At 69.6% G+C, this 18,931-nt stretch carries 18 protein-coding genes, 2 tRNA genes and 1 pseudogene; 16 read left to right on the top strand and 5 right to left on the bottom strand.

Annotated features, from left to right (window positions below):
* Nucleotides 1–20: 20 nt before the first annotated feature.
* Nucleotides 21–845: a GNAT family N-acetyltransferase gene (locus tag ACZ7OO_RS16535; RefSeq protein WP_471505330.1), complete on the top strand. Its 825-nt coding sequence runs from the start codon at nt 21–23 to the stop codon at nt 843–845.
* A gap of 35 nt (nt 846–880) precedes the next feature.
* On the opposite strand, the gene ACZ7OO_RS16540 is transcribed toward ACZ7OO_RS16535, so the two are convergent.
* Entirely contained in the window at nt 881–1,399 is a 519-nt protein-coding gene (locus ACZ7OO_RS16540) for a DsbA family protein (RefSeq protein ID WP_352219919.1), read from the bottom strand.
* 237 nt (nt 1,400–1,636) lie between these two features.
* On the opposite strand from ACZ7OO_RS16540, the gene ACZ7OO_RS16545 reads away from it, so the two are divergent.
* Nucleotides 1,637–2,083, top strand: a complete 447-nt coding sequence (locus ACZ7OO_RS16545; RefSeq protein ID WP_471505332.1) for a hypothetical protein — start codon at nt 1,637–1,639, stop codon at nt 2,081–2,083.
* A gap of 267 nt (nt 2,084–2,350) precedes the next feature.
* A complete protein-coding gene (locus tag ACZ7OO_RS16550; protein ID WP_352219917.1) occupies nt 2,351–2,503 on the top strand; it encodes a hypothetical protein in 153 nt (50 codons plus the stop codon).
* Between the two features lie 138 nt (nt 2,504–2,641).
* Here the strand turns inward: ACZ7OO_RS16550 and ACZ7OO_RS16555 are convergent, their stop codons facing one another.
* Nucleotides 2,642–3,202, bottom strand: a complete 561-nt coding sequence (locus ACZ7OO_RS16555; RefSeq protein ID WP_352219916.1) for a CGNR zinc finger domain-containing protein — start codon at nt 3,200–3,202, stop codon at nt 2,642–2,644.
* 268 nt (nt 3,203–3,470) lie between these two features.
* Nucleotides 3,471–3,884 carry an SsgA family sporulation/cell division regulator gene (locus ACZ7OO_RS16560; protein WP_004002642.1) on the bottom strand — a complete coding sequence of 138 codons (414 nt, stop codon included), beginning with the start codon at nt 3,882–3,884 and terminating at the stop codon, nt 3,471–3,473.
* A 191-nt stretch (nt 3,885–4,075) separates the two neighbouring features.
* On the opposite strand from ACZ7OO_RS16560, the gene ACZ7OO_RS16565 reads away from it, so the two are divergent.
* The 9 genes from ACZ7OO_RS16565 to ACZ7OO_RS16605 all read left to right on the top strand — a co-directional run bounded on the left by ACZ7OO_RS16565 (nt 4,076) and on the right by ACZ7OO_RS16605 (nt 12,925).
* Nucleotides 4,076–4,540 carry a TIGR02611 family protein gene (locus ACZ7OO_RS16565; RefSeq protein WP_471505333.1) on the top strand — a complete coding sequence of 155 codons (465 nt, stop codon included), beginning with the start codon at nt 4,076–4,078 and terminating at the stop codon, nt 4,538–4,540.
* Between the two features lie 75 nt (nt 4,541–4,615).
* Nucleotides 4,616–4,687, top strand: a tRNA-Val gene (locus ACZ7OO_RS16570).
* A gap of 996 nt (nt 4,688–5,683) precedes the next feature.
* Complete coding sequence (locus ACZ7OO_RS16575; protein WP_471505335.1) at nt 5,684–6,970, top strand: ABC transporter substrate-binding protein; 1,287 nt, start codon at nt 5,684–5,686, stop codon at nt 6,968–6,970.
* An 11-nt stretch (nt 6,971–6,981) separates the two neighbouring features.
* The gene (locus ACZ7OO_RS16580) at nt 6,982–7,944 is read left to right on the top strand and encodes a carbohydrate ABC transporter permease (RefSeq protein WP_471505336.1); all 963 of its coding nucleotides are present in this window, start codon (nt 6,982–6,984) and stop codon (nt 7,942–7,944) included.
* Nucleotides 7,941–8,819 carry a carbohydrate ABC transporter permease gene (locus ACZ7OO_RS16585; protein WP_471505337.1) on the top strand — a complete coding sequence of 293 codons (879 nt, stop codon included), beginning with the start codon at nt 7,941–7,943 and terminating at the stop codon, nt 8,817–8,819. The genes ACZ7OO_RS16580 and ACZ7OO_RS16585 overlap by 4 nt, the downstream gene beginning before the upstream one ends.
* A gap of 4 nt (nt 8,820–8,823) precedes the next feature.
* On the top strand, nt 8,824–9,411 hold the full coding sequence (locus tag ACZ7OO_RS16590) for a hypothetical protein (protein ID WP_471505339.1): 588 nt from the start codon (nt 8,824–8,826) through the stop codon (nt 9,409–9,411).
* A gap of 95 nt (nt 9,412–9,506) precedes the next feature.
* Nucleotides 9,507–12,245 carry an exo-rhamnogalacturonan lyase family protein gene (locus ACZ7OO_RS16595; RefSeq protein WP_471505340.1) on the top strand — a complete coding sequence of 913 codons (2,739 nt, stop codon included), beginning with the start codon at nt 9,507–9,509 and terminating at the stop codon, nt 12,243–12,245.
* A gap of 119 nt (nt 12,246–12,364) precedes the next feature.
* Nucleotides 12,365–12,811: an SRPBCC family protein gene (locus ACZ7OO_RS16600; protein WP_471505562.1), complete on the top strand. Its 447-nt coding sequence runs from the start codon at nt 12,365–12,367 to the stop codon at nt 12,809–12,811.
* A 39-nt stretch (nt 12,812–12,850) separates the two neighbouring features.
* Nucleotides 12,851–12,925: transfer RNA gene (locus ACZ7OO_RS16605), tRNA-Val, on the top strand.
* A gap of 75 nt (nt 12,926–13,000) precedes the next feature.
* Here the strand turns inward: ACZ7OO_RS16605 and ACZ7OO_RS16610 are convergent.
* Entirely contained in the window at nt 13,001–13,726 is a 726-nt protein-coding gene (locus ACZ7OO_RS16610; RefSeq protein WP_471505342.1) for an exonuclease domain-containing protein, read from the bottom strand.
* A gap of 169 nt (nt 13,727–13,895) precedes the next feature.
* On the opposite strand from ACZ7OO_RS16610, the gene ACZ7OO_RS16615 reads away from it, so the two are divergent.
* The 3 genes from ACZ7OO_RS16615 to thrS all read left to right on the top strand — a co-directional run bounded on the left by ACZ7OO_RS16615 (nt 13,896) and on the right by thrS (nt 17,772).
* Nucleotides 13,896–14,462, top strand: a complete 567-nt coding sequence (locus tag ACZ7OO_RS16615; protein WP_352219907.1) for a DUF4365 domain-containing protein — start codon at nt 13,896–13,898, stop codon at nt 14,460–14,462.
* Nucleotides 14,459–15,685, top strand: coding sequence for a hypothetical protein (locus tag ACZ7OO_RS16620; protein WP_471505343.1), 1,227 nt, complete (start codon nt 14,459–14,461; stop codon nt 15,683–15,685). The genes ACZ7OO_RS16615 and ACZ7OO_RS16620 overlap by 4 nt, the downstream gene beginning before the upstream one ends.
* Nucleotides 15,686–15,795: 110 nt before the next feature.
* The gene (thrS, locus tag ACZ7OO_RS16625; RefSeq protein WP_471505345.1) at nt 15,796–17,772 is read left to right on the top strand and encodes a threonine--tRNA ligase; all 1,977 of its coding nucleotides are present in this window, start codon (nt 15,796–15,798) and stop codon (nt 17,770–17,772) included.
* Nucleotides 17,773–17,802: 30 nt separating this feature from the next.
* Here thrS and ACZ7OO_RS16630 read toward each other — a convergent pair.
* Nucleotides 17,803–18,222: pseudogene (locus ACZ7OO_RS16630) on the bottom strand (potassium channel family protein); the annotation flags it as partial.
* Between the two features lie 119 nt (nt 18,223–18,341).
* Between ACZ7OO_RS16630 and ACZ7OO_RS16635 the strand changes: the two are divergent.
* Nucleotides 18,342–18,896, top strand: a complete 555-nt coding sequence (locus ACZ7OO_RS16635; RefSeq protein WP_471505346.1) for an HIT family protein — start codon at nt 18,342–18,344, stop codon at nt 18,894–18,896.
* Nucleotides 18,897–18,931: the final 35 nt, after the last annotated feature.

Raw genomic sequence — 18,931 nt, forward strand, 5'->3', positions numbered from 1 at the left:
CAGCGGGTAGAACACCTCTGATGACCACGACTCTGCGGCCGACCGAGCCGCTCCAGCGCGGCGCCGACAAGGCGCTGTCCCGCCGCTACCAGGTGTGCGTGAACAGCCGGCCAGTGGGCTCGGTACGCCTCTCCACCCATCCCTCCTGGGGGCCCTCCGTCGCCGTGCTCCACGATCTGTACGTCGAGGAAGCGGACCGGGGACGCGGACGGGGCACGGTGGCCGCCCTCGCGGCCGAGGAGGTGGCCCGCGGCTGGGGCTGCGCGCGACTCGGCATCGAGGTGCCCGCCGACGCGGAAGGGGCACTCCGGCTGGCCACGACGCTCGGGTATGTGCACCGCAACCGCCGTATGGTGAAACCGCTCGGCGCGACCCCGCCCGAACTGCCGGCGGGCAGCCGGGCGAGAGCCATGACGGACGCCGAGTACGGCCCGTGGCTGGCGGCGGGCACGGTGGACTACGCTCAGGACTGGATCGACCGGGGCGTCCCGGCGGCGGAGGCCCTGGCCAAGTCCGAGCGCGACTACGCCGTCGGGCTGCCGCAGGGCCTGTCGACCCCGGACACGCGGATCAGCGTCCTGGAGCACGAGGGGGCCAGGGTCGGCACCCTCTGGCTCGTACTCGCCCGCGAGCCGCCCTTCGTCTACGACGTCATGGTCGACGAGGGCCTCCGGGGCCGGGGTCACGGCCGCACCCTCATGCTGCTCGCCGAAGCCCAGTCGATCGCCGCCGGAAAGCAGGCCCTGGGCCTCAACGTGTTCGTCGGCAACACACCGGCCGAGCGGCTCTACGCGTCACTGGGGTACGTCACCACGTCGTACTCCCTCTACAAGGACCTGATCTGAGGCCCGGCTCCACAAGGACCTGATCCGAGACCCGGTCACCCCTGCCCGGCCAGCAACCGGTCCGCGATCTCCGCCACCCGCTCGCGCAGGCCCTCCTGGCTCTTGCCGCCGTCGAGGCGTTCACCACCGATGACGTAGGTCGGGGTGCCGGTCACGCCGATGGCCTGTCCCTCGGCCTGGTCGGCGTCGACGATCAGGATGTGCCGGCCGTCGACCAGCGCGGTATCGAACTCCTCGGCGTCCAGGCCCAGTTCACGGGCAACCTCGACCAGGAAGGGCTCGCCCTTGCGGTCCAGCTCCTCGATCCGGCCGAGGACCGCCTCGACGTACTCCCAGCCCTTGCCCTGCTCCAGAGCCTCCTCGGCAGCCTGCGCGGCGGCGAAGGCGTGCTTGTGCTTCTCCAGCGGGAAGTGCCGCAGCCGCAGCTCCAGCCGGTCGCCGTACCGGGCACGCAGGGCGCGGAGGTCGTCCAGGGCGCTGCGGCAGTCGGGACACTGGAGTTCACACCAGACGTCGAGTACCGGGGCGTCGGTGCGCGCGGGGGAGTCGTTCATGGCGACCAGTCTTCCAGGCCGGGCTCCCGCGGCCCAATCGTGACAGGGGGCGGCGGGCGGTGGCCGGCTGTGATCACAGCCCGTACCTGGGGTGGAGACGACCCGGAGAGGACCCCGAGATGCCCCTGATTGTCGGGCCTGGGCATGGATCGCGCGGGCCGGGCGGTGCACGATGGAAGGGGCGCGACGCAGCGCGCGTCCCTCGCTCCGCCCGCCCGAGCCCGCCAGGAGGACCGGATGATCGCCGAGACAGTGTGTTCCGCCGTGTCCGCGGCCGGCCTGGGCATCGCCGTGGTCAGCGCCTACCGCAAGCGGTACCTGTCGGCGGCCCGTATCGCCGCCTACTCGCTCGTGCCCGTCGGCCTGGTCATGACAGGAGTGGTCGGCTGGATCGCCGACACGGCGTTCAGTCCCACCGCCTGGGCGGGCTTCGGTGTGCTCGGCGCGGCCTGGGCCCTGTTCGCCACCACGCGGGCCGTGGAGCGCCGACGCGGTGGCACCCGGGCCGAGCGCAAGGCGGCCGCCCGGGGCGCGCAGCGGGACGCCGTCGCCCCCGCCGCCTCGGCACCGTCGCTGGGACCGGCCACCCGCCCGGCGGCCAGGCCCGCGGCTGCGCCCCGCGGCTCCGACGCGGGTGAGGACTTCAGCGACATCGAGGCCATCCTCAAGAAGCACGGAATATGACCCTCCCGCGGCGGCGGGGCCTCCCATGCGGGAGACGGCGCCCGTCGCGTGGGGACGACGCTGTTCAGGCCGGTCGCGGGCGGATGCACCGCATCCGTATGACAGTCACATGAGGCATTGAAACGACACAGTGCGTCTACGGCGCGCGCGGAAGCGTTCACGGGGCGACCGGAAGCGGACCCGACATTACGGAATTCGGCGAACTACCGCCCATTCCGGGCGTGTTGATCGCGCGGCGGGTGCCCGCTGGGTCATCATCGCCGCGAGATGCTGGACACGAAACAGAGCGAGGCCGTGCCGCCGAAGGACGAGCCGCGCGGGTGCCTCTTCGCCCTTTCCCAGCCACCGCTGATGATCTTCCTTGCGGTGATCGGGTGTCTGCTCCTCATGGCTGCGCTGCACGACCTGCTGTGGCTGTGAGCCGTACCCGCCCGTCCCGGCGCCACCCGCCGGGACAGGCGTCGGCATCGACCCACCCCGACGACGGACCGGGTCGCCGGCTCTGTGACGTCCGGCGGCCGTCGGTAGCCCTTCGCCCTTCGGGTGCAGAGCCGGCGATCAGCCCGCCGCTTCCTTGCGGCGTGCCCGGTAGGCGGCGACATGCAGCCGGTTTCCGCAGGTCCGGCTGTCGCAGTAGCGGCGCGAACGATTGCGGGAGAGGTCCACGAAGGCCCGTCGGCAGTCCGGGGCCTCGCAGCGCCGCAGCCGCTCCTGCTCTCCGGCGACGACGAAGAACGCGAGCGCCATCCCGCAGTCGGCGGCGAGGTGGTCGGCCACCGAGGCGCCGGGCGCGAAGTAGTGCACATGCCAGTTGTAGCCGTCGTGGTCCGTGAGCCGGGGCGTGGTGCCCGCGGCCGCGACCAGTTCGTTGATCATCCCTGCGGCGGCCCGGGCGTCAGGGGCGGCGAAGATCCCCGCGAACCGTCCGCGGACCTTGCGCACCGCCGACAGGTCGAACTCAGAGAGCACGCCCACATCGCTGATGTCGTGGTTTCGCACGAAAACCTGGAGCGCCGCGACATCGGGCAGTCCGTCCGGCGCCGTGTCGTCCTCCGGCGCCGTGTTCACCAGATCCACCACGGCGTCGAGGGAACACCGGGTGTCGTGGGTGATCAGCACGTTTCGCTCCCTGGCCTGAGGGTCGGGCGGGCGCCCGCCGATGGTGGCCGATCGTAGCGACACACGGCTCCACCGCACCGTGCTCTGCCCCACTCGTCGCTGCCCTGTAGAACGCTCACCGCCCGGTGGCGGTTCCCAGGGCACAAGGACACACCGGCGCCGCCCCGTGACCGATCACGGTGGCGGCGCCGGTGCTGCCGTATGCGGTTGTCTAGGCCCGAGCCGTCTCCCCGAGTGGACGGCGCCGGGCGGCTTGAGGGGCGTCGCCCTAGCTCTCCGCCAAAATGTGCGAGAGCTCCTGATCGAGATCGAAGTGCCGGTGTTCCGTGCCGGGCGGCACGGCGGCGTCAGTTCGCTTCAGGAAGGATTCCAGGGCCCGCGCCGGGGCTTCGAGCAGGGCTTCCCCCTCCGGAGAGCTCAGGGCGATGCACACGACGCCCTGACCGTGACTGCGGGACGGCCAGACGCGGACGTCGCCGGTGCCGGTGGGCCGGTGCAGCCCCTCGGCGAGGAGGTCGCGGGCGAACACCCACTCGACGGTCTCCTCGGCTCCGGTGTGGAAGGTGGCGTGCACGGCGTAGGGGTCGGCCGTGTCGTACCGCAGGCCTGCGGGGACAGGCAGGGAGGACTCGCTCGACACAACGAGGCGCAGGTGCAGCTCGCAGCTGACCGTGGTGTTCATAAGCGCCAGGGCCTTTCGCTCAGTGTGCGCTCGGGGATTCGCACGTCGGCGAAATCGACATGCCACCTACGGTGCCGTTGTAAACCCCTCTGAGTGTTTTGCGTGTGTTTACGTAACTCTTCCGGCCGAGAACCCGTACGAGAGCTACGACCATTCCGGTGACAGGAATCGCTCAGGTAGGGTTTGGTCGTATGAATACGGGGAGTAACGAACCGGGCGAGGTCGCCGTGGCCTCGGACGGGAGCGAGGTGGTCGGAACGAAGGAGGACGGGGCGCGCGACGAGCGGGGACTTGGATCGCGGGCGCCCGAGTTCATCAAGGCACGTCGGATGCTGCACCTCAGCTGGCAGGTCGGGGTCTTCGCGGTCGGCCTCGCGGTGGTCGTCGTGGGCATCGTCCTGCTGCCGTTGCCGGGGCCGGGCTGGGTGATCATCTTCGGCGGCATGGCGATCTGGGCGACCGAGTTCGTCTGGGCCCAGCTGGTGCTCCGCTGGACGAAACGCAAGGTCACGGAGGCGGCCCAGAAGGCCCTCGACCCCAAGGTACGCCGCCGGAACATCACGCTGACGACGGTCGGCCTGGTGATCGTGGCCGGCCTGGCCGGGGTATACCTCTCCAAGTTCGGCGTCGTGATGCCCTGGAAGATCGAGGAGTGACCCGGCCGACGGCCGCGGGCCCCGGCGACTGGTCGGGGGCACCCCCTGACATGGGGTAATGTTCTTCCTGCGTCCGGGCGATTAGCTCAGTGGGAGAGCGCTTCGTTCACACCGAAGAGGTCACTGGTTCGAACCCAGTATCGCCCACCCGGAACTGCGGCCCACCTGCGAGAGAGCAGGTGGGCCGCAGTTGTTTCAGGAGCGGGGAGGGGCGGGGCTCCGGCGGGAACAGCTACCTCGTTCGGCAGGGCTGCTGCGGGCCGGTGTCGCGGTCGGGTGGGGCCGGTGCGACTCCGGCGGGACGCCGCCGAGCGCGTCGCCTGCGCGCTTGCCCTGCTTGCGTCCACTGCGCGGGCGGACTGCCGCCGGTCGTTGCTCCTGCGGAGCGGTACGACGAGCCTTGCCCCACCCTGCCGCCCTTCGCCGCACCTGCCCGCCGTACGGCGGGCAGGTGCGGCGAAGGCAACGGCGGCAGTCGACGCAGGTCGAGGTACGTGGCATCGCCTCCGTCGCGCTCCGTCACGCTCCGCACGGTGCGGACAGTTTCTTGAGCGTCCGCGGCGGCGAGGGCGATCACGGTCGTACACGCTCGGCCGCTGGTCGGCTGATGGCTCAGGTAGGTACCGGCACAGGCGGACGGCGATCTTCAGGGCAAGGCCGCTGGACGGGGCCCGCCGGGTCGGAGTGGTCGGAGGTATCTCCCCGCCGTCCGGCTCGGCGCCGCTGAAATCGCCAGTGCGTGACCGTGTCCCACCTCTCGATGTCGGACCGACGGGGCCGCCGCGTGGAAGGGGATCTGCGGGCCGCCCCGCCCCTCCGCGCAGCCCTCCTCGTCGATCTCGACATGCTCTTCGGTCCGGCCTCGCCGCCACTCCGAACCGCTCGTCGAAGCCAACCCGCAACTGCCGCCCCCGCAAGCCACTTCACGTTCGGCCGCCCGACCGCACGTCCCTCACCTGCGACGTCACCCACCCGACAGCCACCGTGCCCGCACCCCACCGCGCCGCTCCGCCGCCCCCGGCCACAAGAAATTCCTGTCCGAATCATTGACGCCTCACCGGCCCCTCCGTAACTTGTGCCAGCAAGCGCTTACTTGAAACGATTCATGCAGGCGTCGGCGACGCTGCGGGGAGGGGCCCGACTGTGGGAACGAGCAGGAATGTGGAGAGGCGGACCGTTCTGAAGGCGGCCGGGGCCTCGGCGGTCGCGCTCGGGCTCGCCGCGACGACCGGGTGCGGTGGCGGAAGCGGTTCCGGGAACGGGACGGTGACGATCCGTTACTCGTGGTGGGGTGCCGAGGAACGCGCCACGAAGATCAACCAGACCATCAAGCTCTTCGAGAAGAAGTACCCGAAGATCAAGGTCAAGACGGACTTCCAGACATATCAATCGTTCTGGGAGAAGTTCCAGACACAGGCCGCGGGGGGAAATCCCCCGGACGTTTTCCAGAATGCCGTCACCTTTCTTCGGAAGTACGACAAGCGAGGAATTCTCCTCGACCTCAAGTCCCAGGTTCAGGCAGGCAATCTGAGCCTGAATCACTTCCGGGCCGATGTGACGAAGGTCGGCGAGGTCGACGGCAAGCAGCTCGGAATCCCCGTCGGCTCCAACACCATGGCGCTCGTCATCGACAAGAAGGTCTTCGAGAAGGCCGGCGTCGAACCGCACACGGGCTGGACCTGGGACGACTACTTCAAGGCCCTGAAGACCATCCACGACAGGACGAAGGTCGCGGGGGACACCGGCTACTTCGCCATCATGTACCTCTACGACCTCTACCTCCGGCAGAACGGCAAGGCGTTCTACACCGAGGACGGACTCGGCTTCGACCAGGCAGATCTGACGGAGTGGTGGGCCGACGGCTACAACCGCGTCAAGGCCGGCATCGTCACCGACCCGAAGGTCGTGGCCCAGGACGTCCCCAAGTCCTCCCTGTCGGCCGGGCACGGCGCCTCGGAGTTCACCTGGGACAACTTCACCGTCCGTTACTCGTCGGAGGGCAACAGCACCTACGGCCTCGCCCCGATCCCGACCATGGACGGCAAGCACACCGGGCAGTACCTGGCCTCCCTGATGCTGAGCGCCTCCGCCCGTACCGCTCACCCGAAGGAGGTCGCGCAGTTCATCGACTTCATGGTCCACGACCCGGAGGTCGGCAGGATCATGGGCTACGACCGGGGCATCCTCGCGAGCACCGAGCAGTACGCGGCGTTCAAGCCGACCGACACGGTGAACAAGGAGATCGCGCAGTACGAGGACGACACCGCCAAGGCGGGCGTCCTCGGCACGATCACCCCGCACCCCTCCGGTGCCGACACCATCGAGGCCGCCTTCCTGCGTATCGGCGGCGACCTCGGACAGGGCAAGACCAAGGTCGCGGACGCGGTGAAGCAGTTCTTCACCGAGTCCGAGGCCGCCTTCCAGGCCTGATGGGACGTGCCGTGACGCTCGTCAAGGATTCCCTCCCCGCGGCGCGCGGGACGCGTTCGGCCGCCTCCACCACCACCGGGCGGCGGCCGGGCCGCCGGCGTGAGAACCTCGCCGGCTACCTCTTCATGTCACCGTGGATCGCGGGTTTCCTGCTGCTGACCGCGGGCCCGATGGTGGCCTCGCTGTACTTCGCGTTCACCGACTACAACCTCTTCAACACCCCGAAGTGGGTCGGGTTCGACAACTTCACCAAGATGTTCGACGACCCCCGCTGGCAGAAGTCGGTGGAGGTGACCGCGAAGTACGTGGTCATCGGCACCCCGCTGAAGCTGCTGCTCGCCCTCGGGGTGGCCCTGCTCCTCGCCCGGAGCCGGCGCGGCCAGGCCTTCTACCGGGCCGCCTTCTACGCCCCCTCACTGATCGGCGCGAGTGTCTCGGTGGGCTTCGTCTGGCGGTCCCTGTTCTCCGACGGCGCGATCGTGGACCGTGGCCAGACCTTCTTCGGCTGGCATGTCGGCGGCTGGGTCGGCAACGCCGACTGGGTTCTGTACTGCCTGGTCGCGCTGACCGTGTGGCAGTTCGGCGCGCCCATGGTCATCTTCCTGGCGGGCCTGAAGCAGGTGCCGAAGGAGCTGTACGAGGCGGCCGAGATGGACGGCGCAGGCCCGTTCCGGAAGTTCTGGAACATCACCCTGCCGATGATCTCTCCGGTGCTGTTCTTCAACGTGCTCCTGGAGACCATCCACTCCTTCCAGATCTTCGGCTCGGCCTATGTCGTCTCCAACGGCACCTGCGGACCGGCCGACGCCACGCTCGTCTACACCTGCTACCTCTACGAGCAGGGCTTCAAGAACGCCCAGATGGGCTTCGCCGCCGCGATGGCCTGGATGCTGCTGCTCGCCGTCGCCCTGGTGACGGCCGTCCTCTTCTGGTCCCAGAAGAAGTGGGTGCACTACGAGGAGGTCTCCCGATGAGTTCCCCCGGTCTGTTGCAGAAGCGCAGCGGTCTCTCCCACAAGCGCACCGGCTCGCTCGCCTGGCACCTCGGCGCCCTGCTGATCCTCGCGGTCATCCTCTATCCGGTCGTCTGGGTCGTCGGAGCGTCGTTCAAGCCCAGCAAGGACATCGTCAACAGCCTCCAGCTGGTCCCGTCCCACCCGATCCTGTCCAACTTCAAGGGCCTCGCCGACGGCATCGCGGACATCTCGATCTGGACCTTCTTCCAGAACTCCCTCTTCTACGCGCTCGGCGCCGTCGTAGGCGTGCTCATCTCCTGCTCGCTCACCGCCTACGCCTTCGCCCGGATCCGCTTCGCCGGCCGCAACCTGCTCTTCTCCCTGATGATCGGCACCCTGCTGCTGCCGTACCACGTGCTGCTGATCCCGCAGTACGTGATGTTCCAGAAGCTGGGCTGGATCAACACCTACACGCCCCTGCTGATCGGGAAGTACCTCGCCACCGAGGCCTTCTTCGTCTTCCTGATGGTGCAGTTCATGCGGAACCTGCCCCGGGAACTGGACGAGGCGGCCCGGCTCGACGGCTGCGGGCACTTCCGTATCTACTGGTCGATCGTGCTGCCGCTGTGCCGGCCCGCTCTCATCACCAGCGCGATCTTCACCTTCATCAACGCCTGGAACGACTTCATGGGCCCACTGATCTACCTCAACGAGCCCGGCAAGTACACGGTCTCCCTGGGCCTGATGATGTTCCGCGACTCCGACGGCGTGGCGGCCAACTACGGCGGGATGATCGCCATGTCCCTGGTCGCGCTGCTGCCCGTGCTGCTGTTCTTCCTCGCCTTCCAGCGCTATCTGATCGACGGAATGGCGACCTCCGGACTGAAGGGCTGAGGCCGTGGCCGACGACGTACGGGCTGAGTCCACCGCCTTCTCGGATCGTTTCGGCGTCTTCGCCGAGTGCCTGCTCACCGGCGTGTGGATCGCCGTCGCGTCCCTGGGAGTCGTCACCTACCCGGCCGCCTTCGCCGCCGGCGCCCGCCATCTGCGCCGCCGCACCGGCCAGGTCGGCGGCGGCTGGCGGGATTTCGTCGAGGACTTCCGTAGCGCCCTGCGCGGCGGCCGGCTGGTCGGGCTCGCCGGATGGGGTGCGGTCGCCGTCGCCTGGGTGGACGTCCAGGCCGTGCGGGCCGGGCTGCCGGGCGGGCCGCTCGTCGGGGCCGTCGGCCTGTTCGCGGTGATGGGTCTCGCCGTCGCAGGCCTGCGCGCGGCGGCCGTCTGGGCGCCGGGCGACCGCTGGCGCACCCTGCTCGCGGCGGCCGGCCGCCGTACCGTCCTCGACCCCGGCGGATCCTTCCTGCTCGTCGGGGGAGCGGTCCTGGTGGTCTGTTCCGCGCTGCTCATCGCGCCGCTGGCGGTGCCGGTGCTGGGTGCCGTCGCGGCGGCGTCCGTCGCCGTGGAGGAGCGCCACCGGCGCCGCCGCTGACCAGCCTCATACCCAGGGATGGCGTCTCCCGGCGCCGCACCTCTCACTGTCATGCCCCTGACTAACCGCATGTGGACGGAAAGGAAAGGCGGACCATGTCTCCCATCCCCCGCAGGTCCCTTCTCAAGGCGGCCGCCGTCGCCGGTGCCGCCGCCCAGTTCAGCTGGGCGCTGGGCGCGAAGGAGGCGCAGGCCGCGCCCAGAGCCGCAGCCGCCGACGCGGACCCGGTGAGCCTCGACTGGCTGGAGGACGGCGGTCTCGGCGCCGCGCCCGGCTCGACCGTCGGAGTGCCCTGGCCGAAGGGCACGTTCCAGGAGGACCAGGCCTTCGCGCTGACGGACGAGGACGGCCAGGACGTGCCCGTCCAGTCCTGGCCGATCGCCTACTGGCCGGACGGCTCCCTCAAGTGGACGGCCCACGCGGTGAGTTCCGGCAACGGCAAGCTCACGCTCGCCGCGGGCACCCCGGCCGCCCCCTCCCAGAAGGTCACCGTCGACAAGAGCGGCGGCACGATCGACGTGTCCACCGGCGTGATCGGCGTGAGGATCGGCAAGAACGGCTCGACGCTCATCAAGTCGGTCACCCGTGGTGCGACGGAGATCGCCAGGAACGGGCGGCTCGTCCTCATCCGCCAGCCCGAGATCGAGGACGAGGACCAGGGCACGGTCAGGACCGAGCGCTTCGACGGCGCCATCGACGCGGTGACCGTCGAGCAGGAGGGCCCGGTCCGGGCCGTGGTCCGCATCGACGGCAAACACCGCAAGGGAAGCCGGAGTTGGCTGCCGTTCTCCCTCCGTCTCTATTTCTACGCGGGCGCCGACTCCTTCCGGATGGTCCACACGATCACCTACGACGGCACCCAGCAGCCGGGCAAGGCGAGCGGTGACTTCATCCGCGGGCTCGGTGTCCGCTTCGGCGTGCCGATGCGCGATGAGGCCTACGACCGGCACATCCGCCTCGGCGGCGAGGGAACGGGCCTGCTGCGGGAGGCCGTCCAGGGCATCACCGGGCTGCGGCGCGACCCGGGCGCGGCCGTGCAGGCGGCCCAGTACGCGGGGGAGAAGCTGCCCGACCCGTCCACCTGGGACCAGCGGGTGACGACACGGTTGCAGTACATCCCGCACTGGGGCGACTACACCCTCTCCCAGCTCTCCGCCGACGGCTTCACCCTGCGCAAGCGCACCAAGAAGGGGTACGGCTGGATCGCGGCCGGCGGCGGCAAGCGGGCCTCCGGTTTCGGTTACGTCGGTGGTGCGAGCGGCGGATTCTCCTTCGGGCTGCGGGACTTCTGGGAGAAGTTCCCGGCCCAACTCGACATCCGCGACGCCCACACCGACGAGGCCGAGGTCACCCTCTGGCTCTGGTCGCCCGATGCCCAGCCGATGGACCTGCGCTTCTACCACGACGGCATGGGCCAGGACACCTACGCCGAACAACTCGAAGGCCTCAACATCACCTACGAGGACTACGAGCCCGAATTCGGCACGCCCTACGGCATCGCCCGCACCTCCGAACTCCTCTTCTGGGCCAACGAGTCGACGCCCGCGCCGGAGGCCCTCGCCGCGCAGGTCGAGGCCGTACGGACGCTGCCCCAGCTCACCGCCCCGCCCAAGCAGCTCATCAAGGCCAAGGTCTTCGGCCCCGGCCTCTACTCCGAGCCCGACCGCTCCACCGCCGCCAAGGCCAGGATCGAGGACCACCTCGACTTCCTCTTCACCTACTACAAGGACCAGGTGGAGCAACGCCGTTGGTACGGCTTCTGGGACTACGGCGACTTCATGCACACCTACGACACCGTGCGCCACCAGTGGCGGTACGACGTCGGCGGGTACGCCTGGGACAACTCCGAACTCTCACCCGACCTCTGGCTCTGGTACGCGTACCTCAGAAGCGGGCGTTCGGACATCTTCCGGTTCGCGGAGGCGCTCACCCGGCACACCGGCGAGGTCGACGTCTACCACATCGGACAGTGGGCCGGCCTCGGCACCCGGCACGGCGTCCAGCACTTCGCGGACAGCGCCAAGCAGCAGCGCATCTCCAACACCACCTACCGGCGCTTCTACTACTTCCTCACCGCCGACGAACGCGTCGGCGACCTCATGGCCGCCAACGTCGACTCCGACGAGACCTTCCTCGTCCTCGACCCACTCCGCAAGGTCCGCACCGACCCCTACACCCCGGACCGGCATGCCCTCTCCATCGGCTTCGGCACCGACTGGAGCGGCCTGGTGTCGGCCTGGCTGACCGAGTGGGAACGCAAGGGCCCCAAGTGGGAGAAGGCCAAGGCACGTGTGCTGTCGACCATGGAGGGCATCGCCGCCCAGCCCAACGGCTTCGTCCAGGGCAGCGGCCTGTACGACCTCGACACCGGCAGGTTCGCCACGGCGACCGCTCCGGTCGTCTCGGTCTCGCATCTCTCGGCGGTCTTCGGCCTCAACGAACTCTGCGCCGAACTCATCCACCTGATCGACATGCCGAAGTTCAACGAGGTGTACTTCGACTACTGCCGCTACTTCAACGCCACCAAGGCCGAACAGGCGGCACGCTACGGCTCAAACTTCGGCACCCTGCTGCTCTTCCAGGGCCACTCGCGGCTCGACGCCTACGCCGCCGTACAGACCGGCGACGAGACGCTCGCCAAGCGCGCGTGGACGAAGTTCTACAGCTCGGACGGCTATACGGAGTCCTCGCCGTGGAAGACCGAGCCGCTCTCCGGGCCGGTCACGCTCGTCGCGGGGAGTGAGGCGAGCTGGGTGTCCTCGAACGACACCGCGCTGTACGGGCTCGCGGCCATCGAGAACCTCGCCCTGCTGGGCGACAGGATGCCCTCATAAGAAGGCGGGGGAGCGCCGTCGCACGGGCGGCGGCGCTCGCACCCATGAGTGTGGTCCAGGTCACTCGGTACGGCATGAGTACGCGTACTCAGGTCGACCCGGTGGGGCAGACTCCGCTCATGGACTGGACCCACTACCGCTTCCGCAGCCTGTGGCCGCTGGCCGCCGAGTCCACCGCCGTCTACCAGGCCCTGGAGCGGGTCGAGGACTACCCGCGCTGGTGGCCGCAGGTGCGTACGGTCAGCCGGCTGAACGACACCACCGGCGTCATCACCATCCGCTCGGTCCTGCCGTACGACATGACATTCACCGCACGCGAGACGCGGCGCGACCCGGCCGCCGGGGTGCTGGAGATCGTGATGACCGGCGACATCGAGGGCTGGTCCCGTTGGACGATCACCGCCGACGGCACCGGCACCCTCGCCCGCTACGACCAGGTCGTCGACGTCAACAAGCCGCTGCTGCGCCGACTGGCGGTCCCCGGGCGGCCGTTCTTCCGCGTCAACCACCGGCTGATGATGCGGGCGGGGCGGCGGGGACTGCTCAGGCACCTGCAAGCAGTTTGAACGAAACCCGCCGGTCCCTGTATCGTTCACTGCGTTCCCGGGCGATTAGCTCAGTGGGAGAGCGCTTCGTTCACACCGAAGAGGTCACTGGTTCGAACCCAGTATCGCCCACCACCGGGAAGACCGGTCCGCACCAGCGGGCCGGCCTTTTTCGTGTGACGGGGCGCCGGGGTGCCGGTGCCCCGTCACTCACGCCGCCGTCGGCAGTTCCGGCCGTAGCGGCCAGTACGTGTTCACCGTCTCCGGTGTGCCGCTGCGCGCGAACCAGGCCTGAAGGCCGCGCGCCTGCGCCGCGTGCCACGTCGTCTGCAACGTGTGCAGCTCGGCGGGGCTCAGGCGCTCCAGCCGGGCCGCGAAACGGCGGCCCAGCGCTCGCACGAGATCGAGCGAGGCCAGTGCGTCGGCGGCCGCGTCGTGCGCCCCCTCCAGGGTGACCTCGTAGTGCGCGCAGAGGTCGGTCAGGGTGCGGCGGCCCTTGCGGTAGCGGTCCAGATGCTTGTCCAGGACCCGCGGATCGAGGACGAGCAGGGGGCTCGCCTCGAACCAGCGGTCCAGTGAAGACGCCCGGTGCCGCCGCAACTCGCGGTCCAGAAGCGTCAGATCGAACGGCGCGTTCATCACCACCAGTGGGCGGTGCATCGCCGCGTGCTCGGTCAGTTCCTCGGCTATCTCGTACATCACCGGCGCCGGCCAACGGCCGTTGCGCTGCAGGTGTTCGTCCGTCAGCCCGTGCACCGCCGTCGCCGCTTCCGGCACCGGCACGCCCGGGTTCACCAGCCAGCGGGTCACCCGGGGCCGGGTGCCCGCGGCGTCCTGGACGACGACCGCGGCGGACACGATGCGGTCGGTCTCCACGTCCACGCCCGTGGTCTCCGTGTCGAAGGCCGCCAAGGGCCCCTCGTACCAGCACGTCATGCCAATACAACTCCTCGTTCACCCACGGCAGCTGACGTTCCGTCTTCTGCCCGTTTGGTGATACCCGGGCCGTTTGCGGCGTACGCCGGAAGGACACAACAGGAGTGCGGGTCTTTGCAGTTCAGCGGCCCGCCACGGGGAAACTCTTTGGCTGGGAAGGCTGTTGGTCATGGCGATAGCGCAGCCCGAGCGGGGCGGGCTGCTGCCCGAACGCACGGGCCCCCATCGCGGCACACTCGCCACCACCGCCTGCATGGAGACACTGCAGGTGGGATATCTGCACGCCGTCGCCGCGGCGGCCGGCTGCTCGCTCTCGCAGCCATTCCCGGACAACGGCATCGACTGGCACGTCAGCCATGGCTCGCCCGGGCACACCGTCGACGACGAGGTGACCATAAAGGTGCAGCTCAAGTGCACGTACCAGATCCCACCCAACCCGCCGGGACGTTTCTTCTCCTTCACGCTGGACAACGACCACCTGCGCAAGCTCGCCCGCACACCGGTGTCGGTGCACAAGATCCTCGTGGTGATGCTGGTTCCGCGCTCCCAGGACGACTGGTTGCGCGCCAGCCACGACCGGCTCGATCTGCGCCACTGCTGCTACTGGGTCAACCTGGCAGGGCACCCGATCACCGGCCGGAACCGGACCACCGTGCGGATTCCGACCTCGCGCATCTTCGACGACCGGGCGCTCTGCGAGATCATGACGCGGGTCGGGACGGGAGGACGACCATGAGGCACCGTCCGTACGAGGAGCAGTTCCGGGAAGTCCGGCCGCATCCCGTGGACCCCCACTGGCACCGTCCTCCCGAGCCCACCGAGGTCGACCCCGCCGTGCTCGGCGCCCTGCTGCGCCGGCACGGCTGGCAGCGGCGCGGGGGAGCCCCGGGGCGTTACGGCCGCTGGACCCCACCCGGGCCGGGCAGCACCGGCACCAGCCTGCTCGTACCAGAGAGCCGCGCCTTCCCGGACAGTGACGATCTGCTCGGGGAGGCGCTCACGGCTCTTGTGCGCAGCGGCACGCCCGCCGCGCGTGAGGTGCTGGTCGGGCTCGCGGTGCCCAGCGACGAGATCCGCTGGTGGCGGGATGTGCCGAGCGGGCCCGTGGACGCCGCGCCCTGGACGGTCGAGGAGCAGTTGCGCACCGCGGTCCGGCAGACCCTGCTGGCCGGCGCGCTCGCCACCCGCGCGCGTGCCGGTTACTACGGCGCCCGGCACAAGCGTGCGGCCGCCGCCATGCTGGAGTCCGTCCTCGTCGGCTCGGCGGAGGGCGGCCGCGGCCTGACCGCCTTCGTGCCCGTCGGCACCGGGCGGCCCCTCGCCGTACGCCTCCACCAGGCCCTGTACGCCGCCCGCGAGGCCATCGACTACCAGCGGGCCACCGGCGGCATGGACGCCTTCGACGGAGCCGTCGAGGCGGGCGTGAGCCGCGAACTGACCGACGCCCTGGTCACGCTCGTGCGCGGCACCGAGGGCGCCCGGATCTCCGTCGAGTGGGCCCCGGGCGCCGGGGTCCCCGACGATTGCGCGTCCACCGCCGAGCCCGTCGAGTTCTCACCCGGCGACCTCCCCGTGCTGCGCGAGGCCGGCGCCCGCTTCCTGCGTGACGAACCGTCCGTCCCGGTCCGGATCACCGGCACCGTGGTCCGGATGCGCCGCTCGGAGCAGCGCGGCGAGGGCGCGGTACGGCTGCGGGTCATCGCCGGCGCCGAGGTGCCGTACGTCCGGGTCACCCTCGACGAGGAGGACTACCGGATCGCCGGGCAGGCCCACCTCGTGGGGCTCCCGGTGCGGGTGCACGGGCGGCTGGAGAGCCGGGGCGGGTTCCGGCGGCTGTCCGGTGCCTCCGGGGTCGTACCGGTGCAGGTGGACGAGGCCGAGCGGGACCGGCTGATGAAGTCGCTGCAGGAGAACCTGGACTTCTTCGAGGAGGCGTGCAGCGGCGACGACTGCGACTGAGCGCGGACTGTGGGTGACCGTTTAGCGGTCGGTGGGGCCGGGTCGGTACGATCCGGTATTGCGCGCGCTCCTGGTATGGCGCCGCATCCACCTTCAGGCAGGAGAGACCGGTGTCAGACGTCCGTGTGATCATCCAACGCGATTCCGAGCGGGAAGAGCGCGTGGTGACGACGGGCACTACGGCCGCCGAGCTCTTCGCCGGTGAGCGCTCGGTCATCGCCGCGCGCGTGGGCGGCGAGCTCAAGGACCTCGGGTACGAGCCGAAGGACGGCGAAACCGTCGAGGGCGTCGAGATCGCCTCCGAGGACGGTCTCAACATCCTCCGCCACTCCACCGCGCACGTCATGGCGCAGGCCGTCCAGGAGATCTTCCCGGAGGCCAAGCTGGGCATCGGCCCGCCGGTCAAGGACGGCTTCTACTACGACTTCGACGTCGAGAAGCCGTTCACGCCCGAGGATCTCAAGGCCATCGAGAAGAAGATGCAGGAGATCCAGAAGCGGGGGCAGAAGTTCTCCCGCCGCGCGGTGACCGACGAGGCCGCCCGCGAGGAACTGGCGAACGAGCCGTACAAGCTCGAACTGATCGGCCTCAAGGGCTCGGCGTCGAGCGACGACGGCGCGGACGTCGAGGTCGGCGCCGGTGAGCTGACGATCTACGACAACCTGGACGCCAAGACCGGCGAGCTGTGCTGGAAGGACCTCTGCCGCGGTCCCCACCTGCCCTCCACCCGCCTCATCCCGGCGTTCAAGCTGATGCGCAACGCGGCCGCCTACTGGCGCGGCAGCGAGAAGAACCCGATGCTCCAGCGCATCTACGGCACCGCCTGGCCGTCCAAGGACGAGCTGAAGGAGTACCTGGACTTCCTCGCCGAGGCCGAGAAGCGCGACCACCGCAAGCTGGGCAACGAGCTGGATCTCTTCTCCATCCCGGAGCAGATCGGCTCCGGCCTCGCCGTCTTCCACCCCAAGGGCGGCATCATCCGCCGGGTGATGGAGGACTACTCGCGCCGCCGGCACGAGGAGGAGGGCTACGAGTTCGTCTACACCCCGCACGCCACGAAGGGGAAGCTCTTCGAGACGTCCGGGCACCTGGACTGGTACGCCGACGGCATGTACCCGCCCATGCAGCTCGACGAGGGCGTGGACTACTACCTCAAGCCCATGAACTGCCCGATGCACAACCTGATCTTCGACGCGCGCGGCCGCTCCTACCGTGAACTGCCGCTGCGCCTCTTCGAGTTCGGCACGGTGTATCGCTACGAGAAGTCCGGCGTCGTGCACGGCCTGACCCGGGCCCGAGGGTTCACGCAGGACGACGCGCACATCTACTGCACCAAGGAGCAGATGGCGGAGGAGCTCGACAAGACGCTCACCTTCGTCCTGAACCTGCTGCGCGACTACGGTCTCACCGACTTCTACCTGGAGCTGTCCACCAAGGACCCGGAGAAGTTCGTGGGCTCCGACGAGGTCTGGGAGGAGGCCACGGAGACCCTCCGCGCGGTCGCCGAGAAGCAGGGCCTCCCGCTCGTCCCCGACCCGGGCGGCGCCGCCTTCTACGGCCCGAAGATCTCCGTGCAGACCAAGGATGCCATCGGCCGCACCTGGCAGATGTCGACCGTCCAGCTCGACTTCAACCTGCCCGAGCGGTTCGACCTGGAGTACACCTCGGCCGACGGCTCCAAGCAGCGCCCGGTGATGATCCACCGCGCCCTGTTCGGCTCCATCGAGCGGTTCTTCGCGGTGCTCCTTGAGCACTACGCGGGCGCCTTCCCGGCGTGGCTGGCGCCGGTGCAGGCGGTCGGCATCCCGATCGGCGACGGGCACGTCGAGTATCTGCAGAAGTTCGCGGCCGAGGCCAAGAAGAAGGGCCTGCGGGTCGAGGTCGACGCGTCGTCCGACCGGATGCAGAAGAAGATCCGCAACGCCCAGAAGCAGAAGGTGCCCTTCATGGTCATCGCGGGCGACGAGGACATGACGGCCGGCTCGGTCTCCTTCCGCTACCGCGACGGCTCGCAGGAGAACGGCATTCCGTTCGACGAGGCCATCGCCAAGATCGTGCAGGTGGTCGAGGAGCGGACCCAGGTCTGATCCCGCGCCCCTGCGAAAGGCCCTCGGAGATCACTTCTCCGGGGGCCTCTTCGCTGCCCGGCCCTCCAGTGCGTCCTCCTCGCCCTCCAGCGCGAACCGCTGCAGCAGCATCGAGGAGAACGACCCGGTGACCGCGCCGAGCAGGGCGATCCCGCACGCCATCAGCCCCGCGGCGATGGTCCGGCCGAGCGTGGTCACCGGGGTCACATCGCCGTAGCCGACGGTCGAGAGGGTCGAGCAGGTCCACCACACGGAGTCGCCGAAGGTGTGGATCGTGGCGTTCGGTGCGCCGCGTTCGGCCTGGTGGACGGCGAGTGCGCCGGCGAAGCCCAGCAGGGCGATCGACAGGCTCGCGTAGGCCATCACGCGGGACTGCAGCGCGAGCCGGGGGTGCCCGTGTCTGCGCTGCATCGCTTCGTAGGTGCGCACGATCCGCACCGGCCGCAGCAGGCCCCCGCTCCCAGCGGTCCAGGCGGCTGTCGTCGTCCATCCGCCCAGCTTCGCCGCCGAGCGGTTCGCGCTGGCCCCGGCGACACGCCGCGAACGGGCGAAGCCATATGCTGCCTAGCATGACGAGTGAGCCGGAGCAGCAGATCGGAGTGGGGACGCAGGACGCGTTCCAGCGCCTGTGGACGCCCCACCGGATGGCCTACATCCAGGGTGAGAACAAGCCGACCGGCCCGGGGGCCGACGACGGCTGTCCCTTCTGCTCGATCCCGGCCAAATCCGACGAGGACGGGCTGATCGTCCGGCGCGGCGAGCACGTCTACGCGGTGCTCAACCTCTACCCGTACAACGGCGGCCATCTGATGACGGTCCCGTACCGCCATGTCGCCGACTACACGGACCTGACCGACCTGGAGACGGCCGAACTGGCAGAGCTGACCAAGCAGGCGATGACCGCGTTGCGCACCGCGTCCGGTGCCCACGGCTTCAACATCGGCATGAACCAGGGCACGGTGGCCGGTGCCGGCATCGCGGCCCATCTGCACCAGCACGTCGTCCCCCGCTGGGGCGGCGACACGAACTTCATGCCGGTGGTGGGCCACACGCGGGTACTGCCGCAACTGCTGGCGGACACCCGAAAGATGCTGGCAGAGGTCTGGCCGACGGTCCGGGCCTGACGGTCCCACCCGTCCCCTCCCCGGAGCGGGGAGGG

The organism is Streptomyces sp. NPDC111744, assembly GCF_055634995.1.

Coding starts and splice junctions, on each gene's coding strand:
- ACZ7OO_RS16635 (WP_471505346.1), top strand. CDS start 18,342: ATGACGAGTGAGCCGGAGCAGCAGATCGGAGTGGGGACGCAGGACGCG.
- ACZ7OO_RS16620 (WP_471505343.1), top strand. CDS start 14,459: ATGAGGCACCGTCCGTACGAGGAGCAGTTCCGGGAAGTCCGGCCGCAT.
- ACZ7OO_RS16610 (WP_471505342.1), bottom strand. CDS start 13,726: ATGACGTGCTGGTACGAGGGGCCCTTGGCGGCCTTCGACACGGAGACC.
- ACZ7OO_RS16560 (WP_004002642.1), bottom strand. CDS start 3,884: ATGAACACCACGGTCAGCTGCGAGCTGCACCTGCGCCTCGTTGTGTCG.
- ACZ7OO_RS16535 (WP_471505330.1), top strand. CDS start 21: ATGACCACGACTCTGCGGCCGACCGAGCCGCTCCAGCGCGGCGCCGAC.
- ACZ7OO_RS16585 (WP_471505337.1), top strand. CDS start 7,941: ATGAGTTCCCCCGGTCTGTTGCAGAAGCGCAGCGGTCTCTCCCACAAG.
- ACZ7OO_RS16545 (WP_471505332.1), top strand. CDS start 1,637: ATGATCGCCGAGACAGTGTGTTCCGCCGTGTCCGCGGCCGGCCTGGGC.
- ACZ7OO_RS16615 (WP_352219907.1), top strand. CDS start 13,896: ATGGCGATAGCGCAGCCCGAGCGGGGCGGGCTGCTGCCCGAACGCACG.
- ACZ7OO_RS16550 (WP_352219917.1), top strand. CDS start 2,351: ATGCTGGACACGAAACAGAGCGAGGCCGTGCCGCCGAAGGACGAGCCG.
- ACZ7OO_RS16540 (WP_352219919.1), bottom strand. CDS start 1,399: ATGAACGACTCCCCCGCGCGCACCGACGCCCCGGTACTCGACGTCTGG.
- ACZ7OO_RS16595 (WP_471505340.1), top strand. CDS start 9,507: ATGTCTCCCATCCCCCGCAGGTCCCTTCTCAAGGCGGCCGCCGTCGCC.
- ACZ7OO_RS16565 (WP_471505333.1), top strand. CDS start 4,076: ATGAATACGGGGAGTAACGAACCGGGCGAGGTCGCCGTGGCCTCGGAC.
- ACZ7OO_RS16600 (WP_471505562.1), top strand. CDS start 12,365: ATGGACTGGACCCACTACCGCTTCCGCAGCCTGTGGCCGCTGGCCGCC.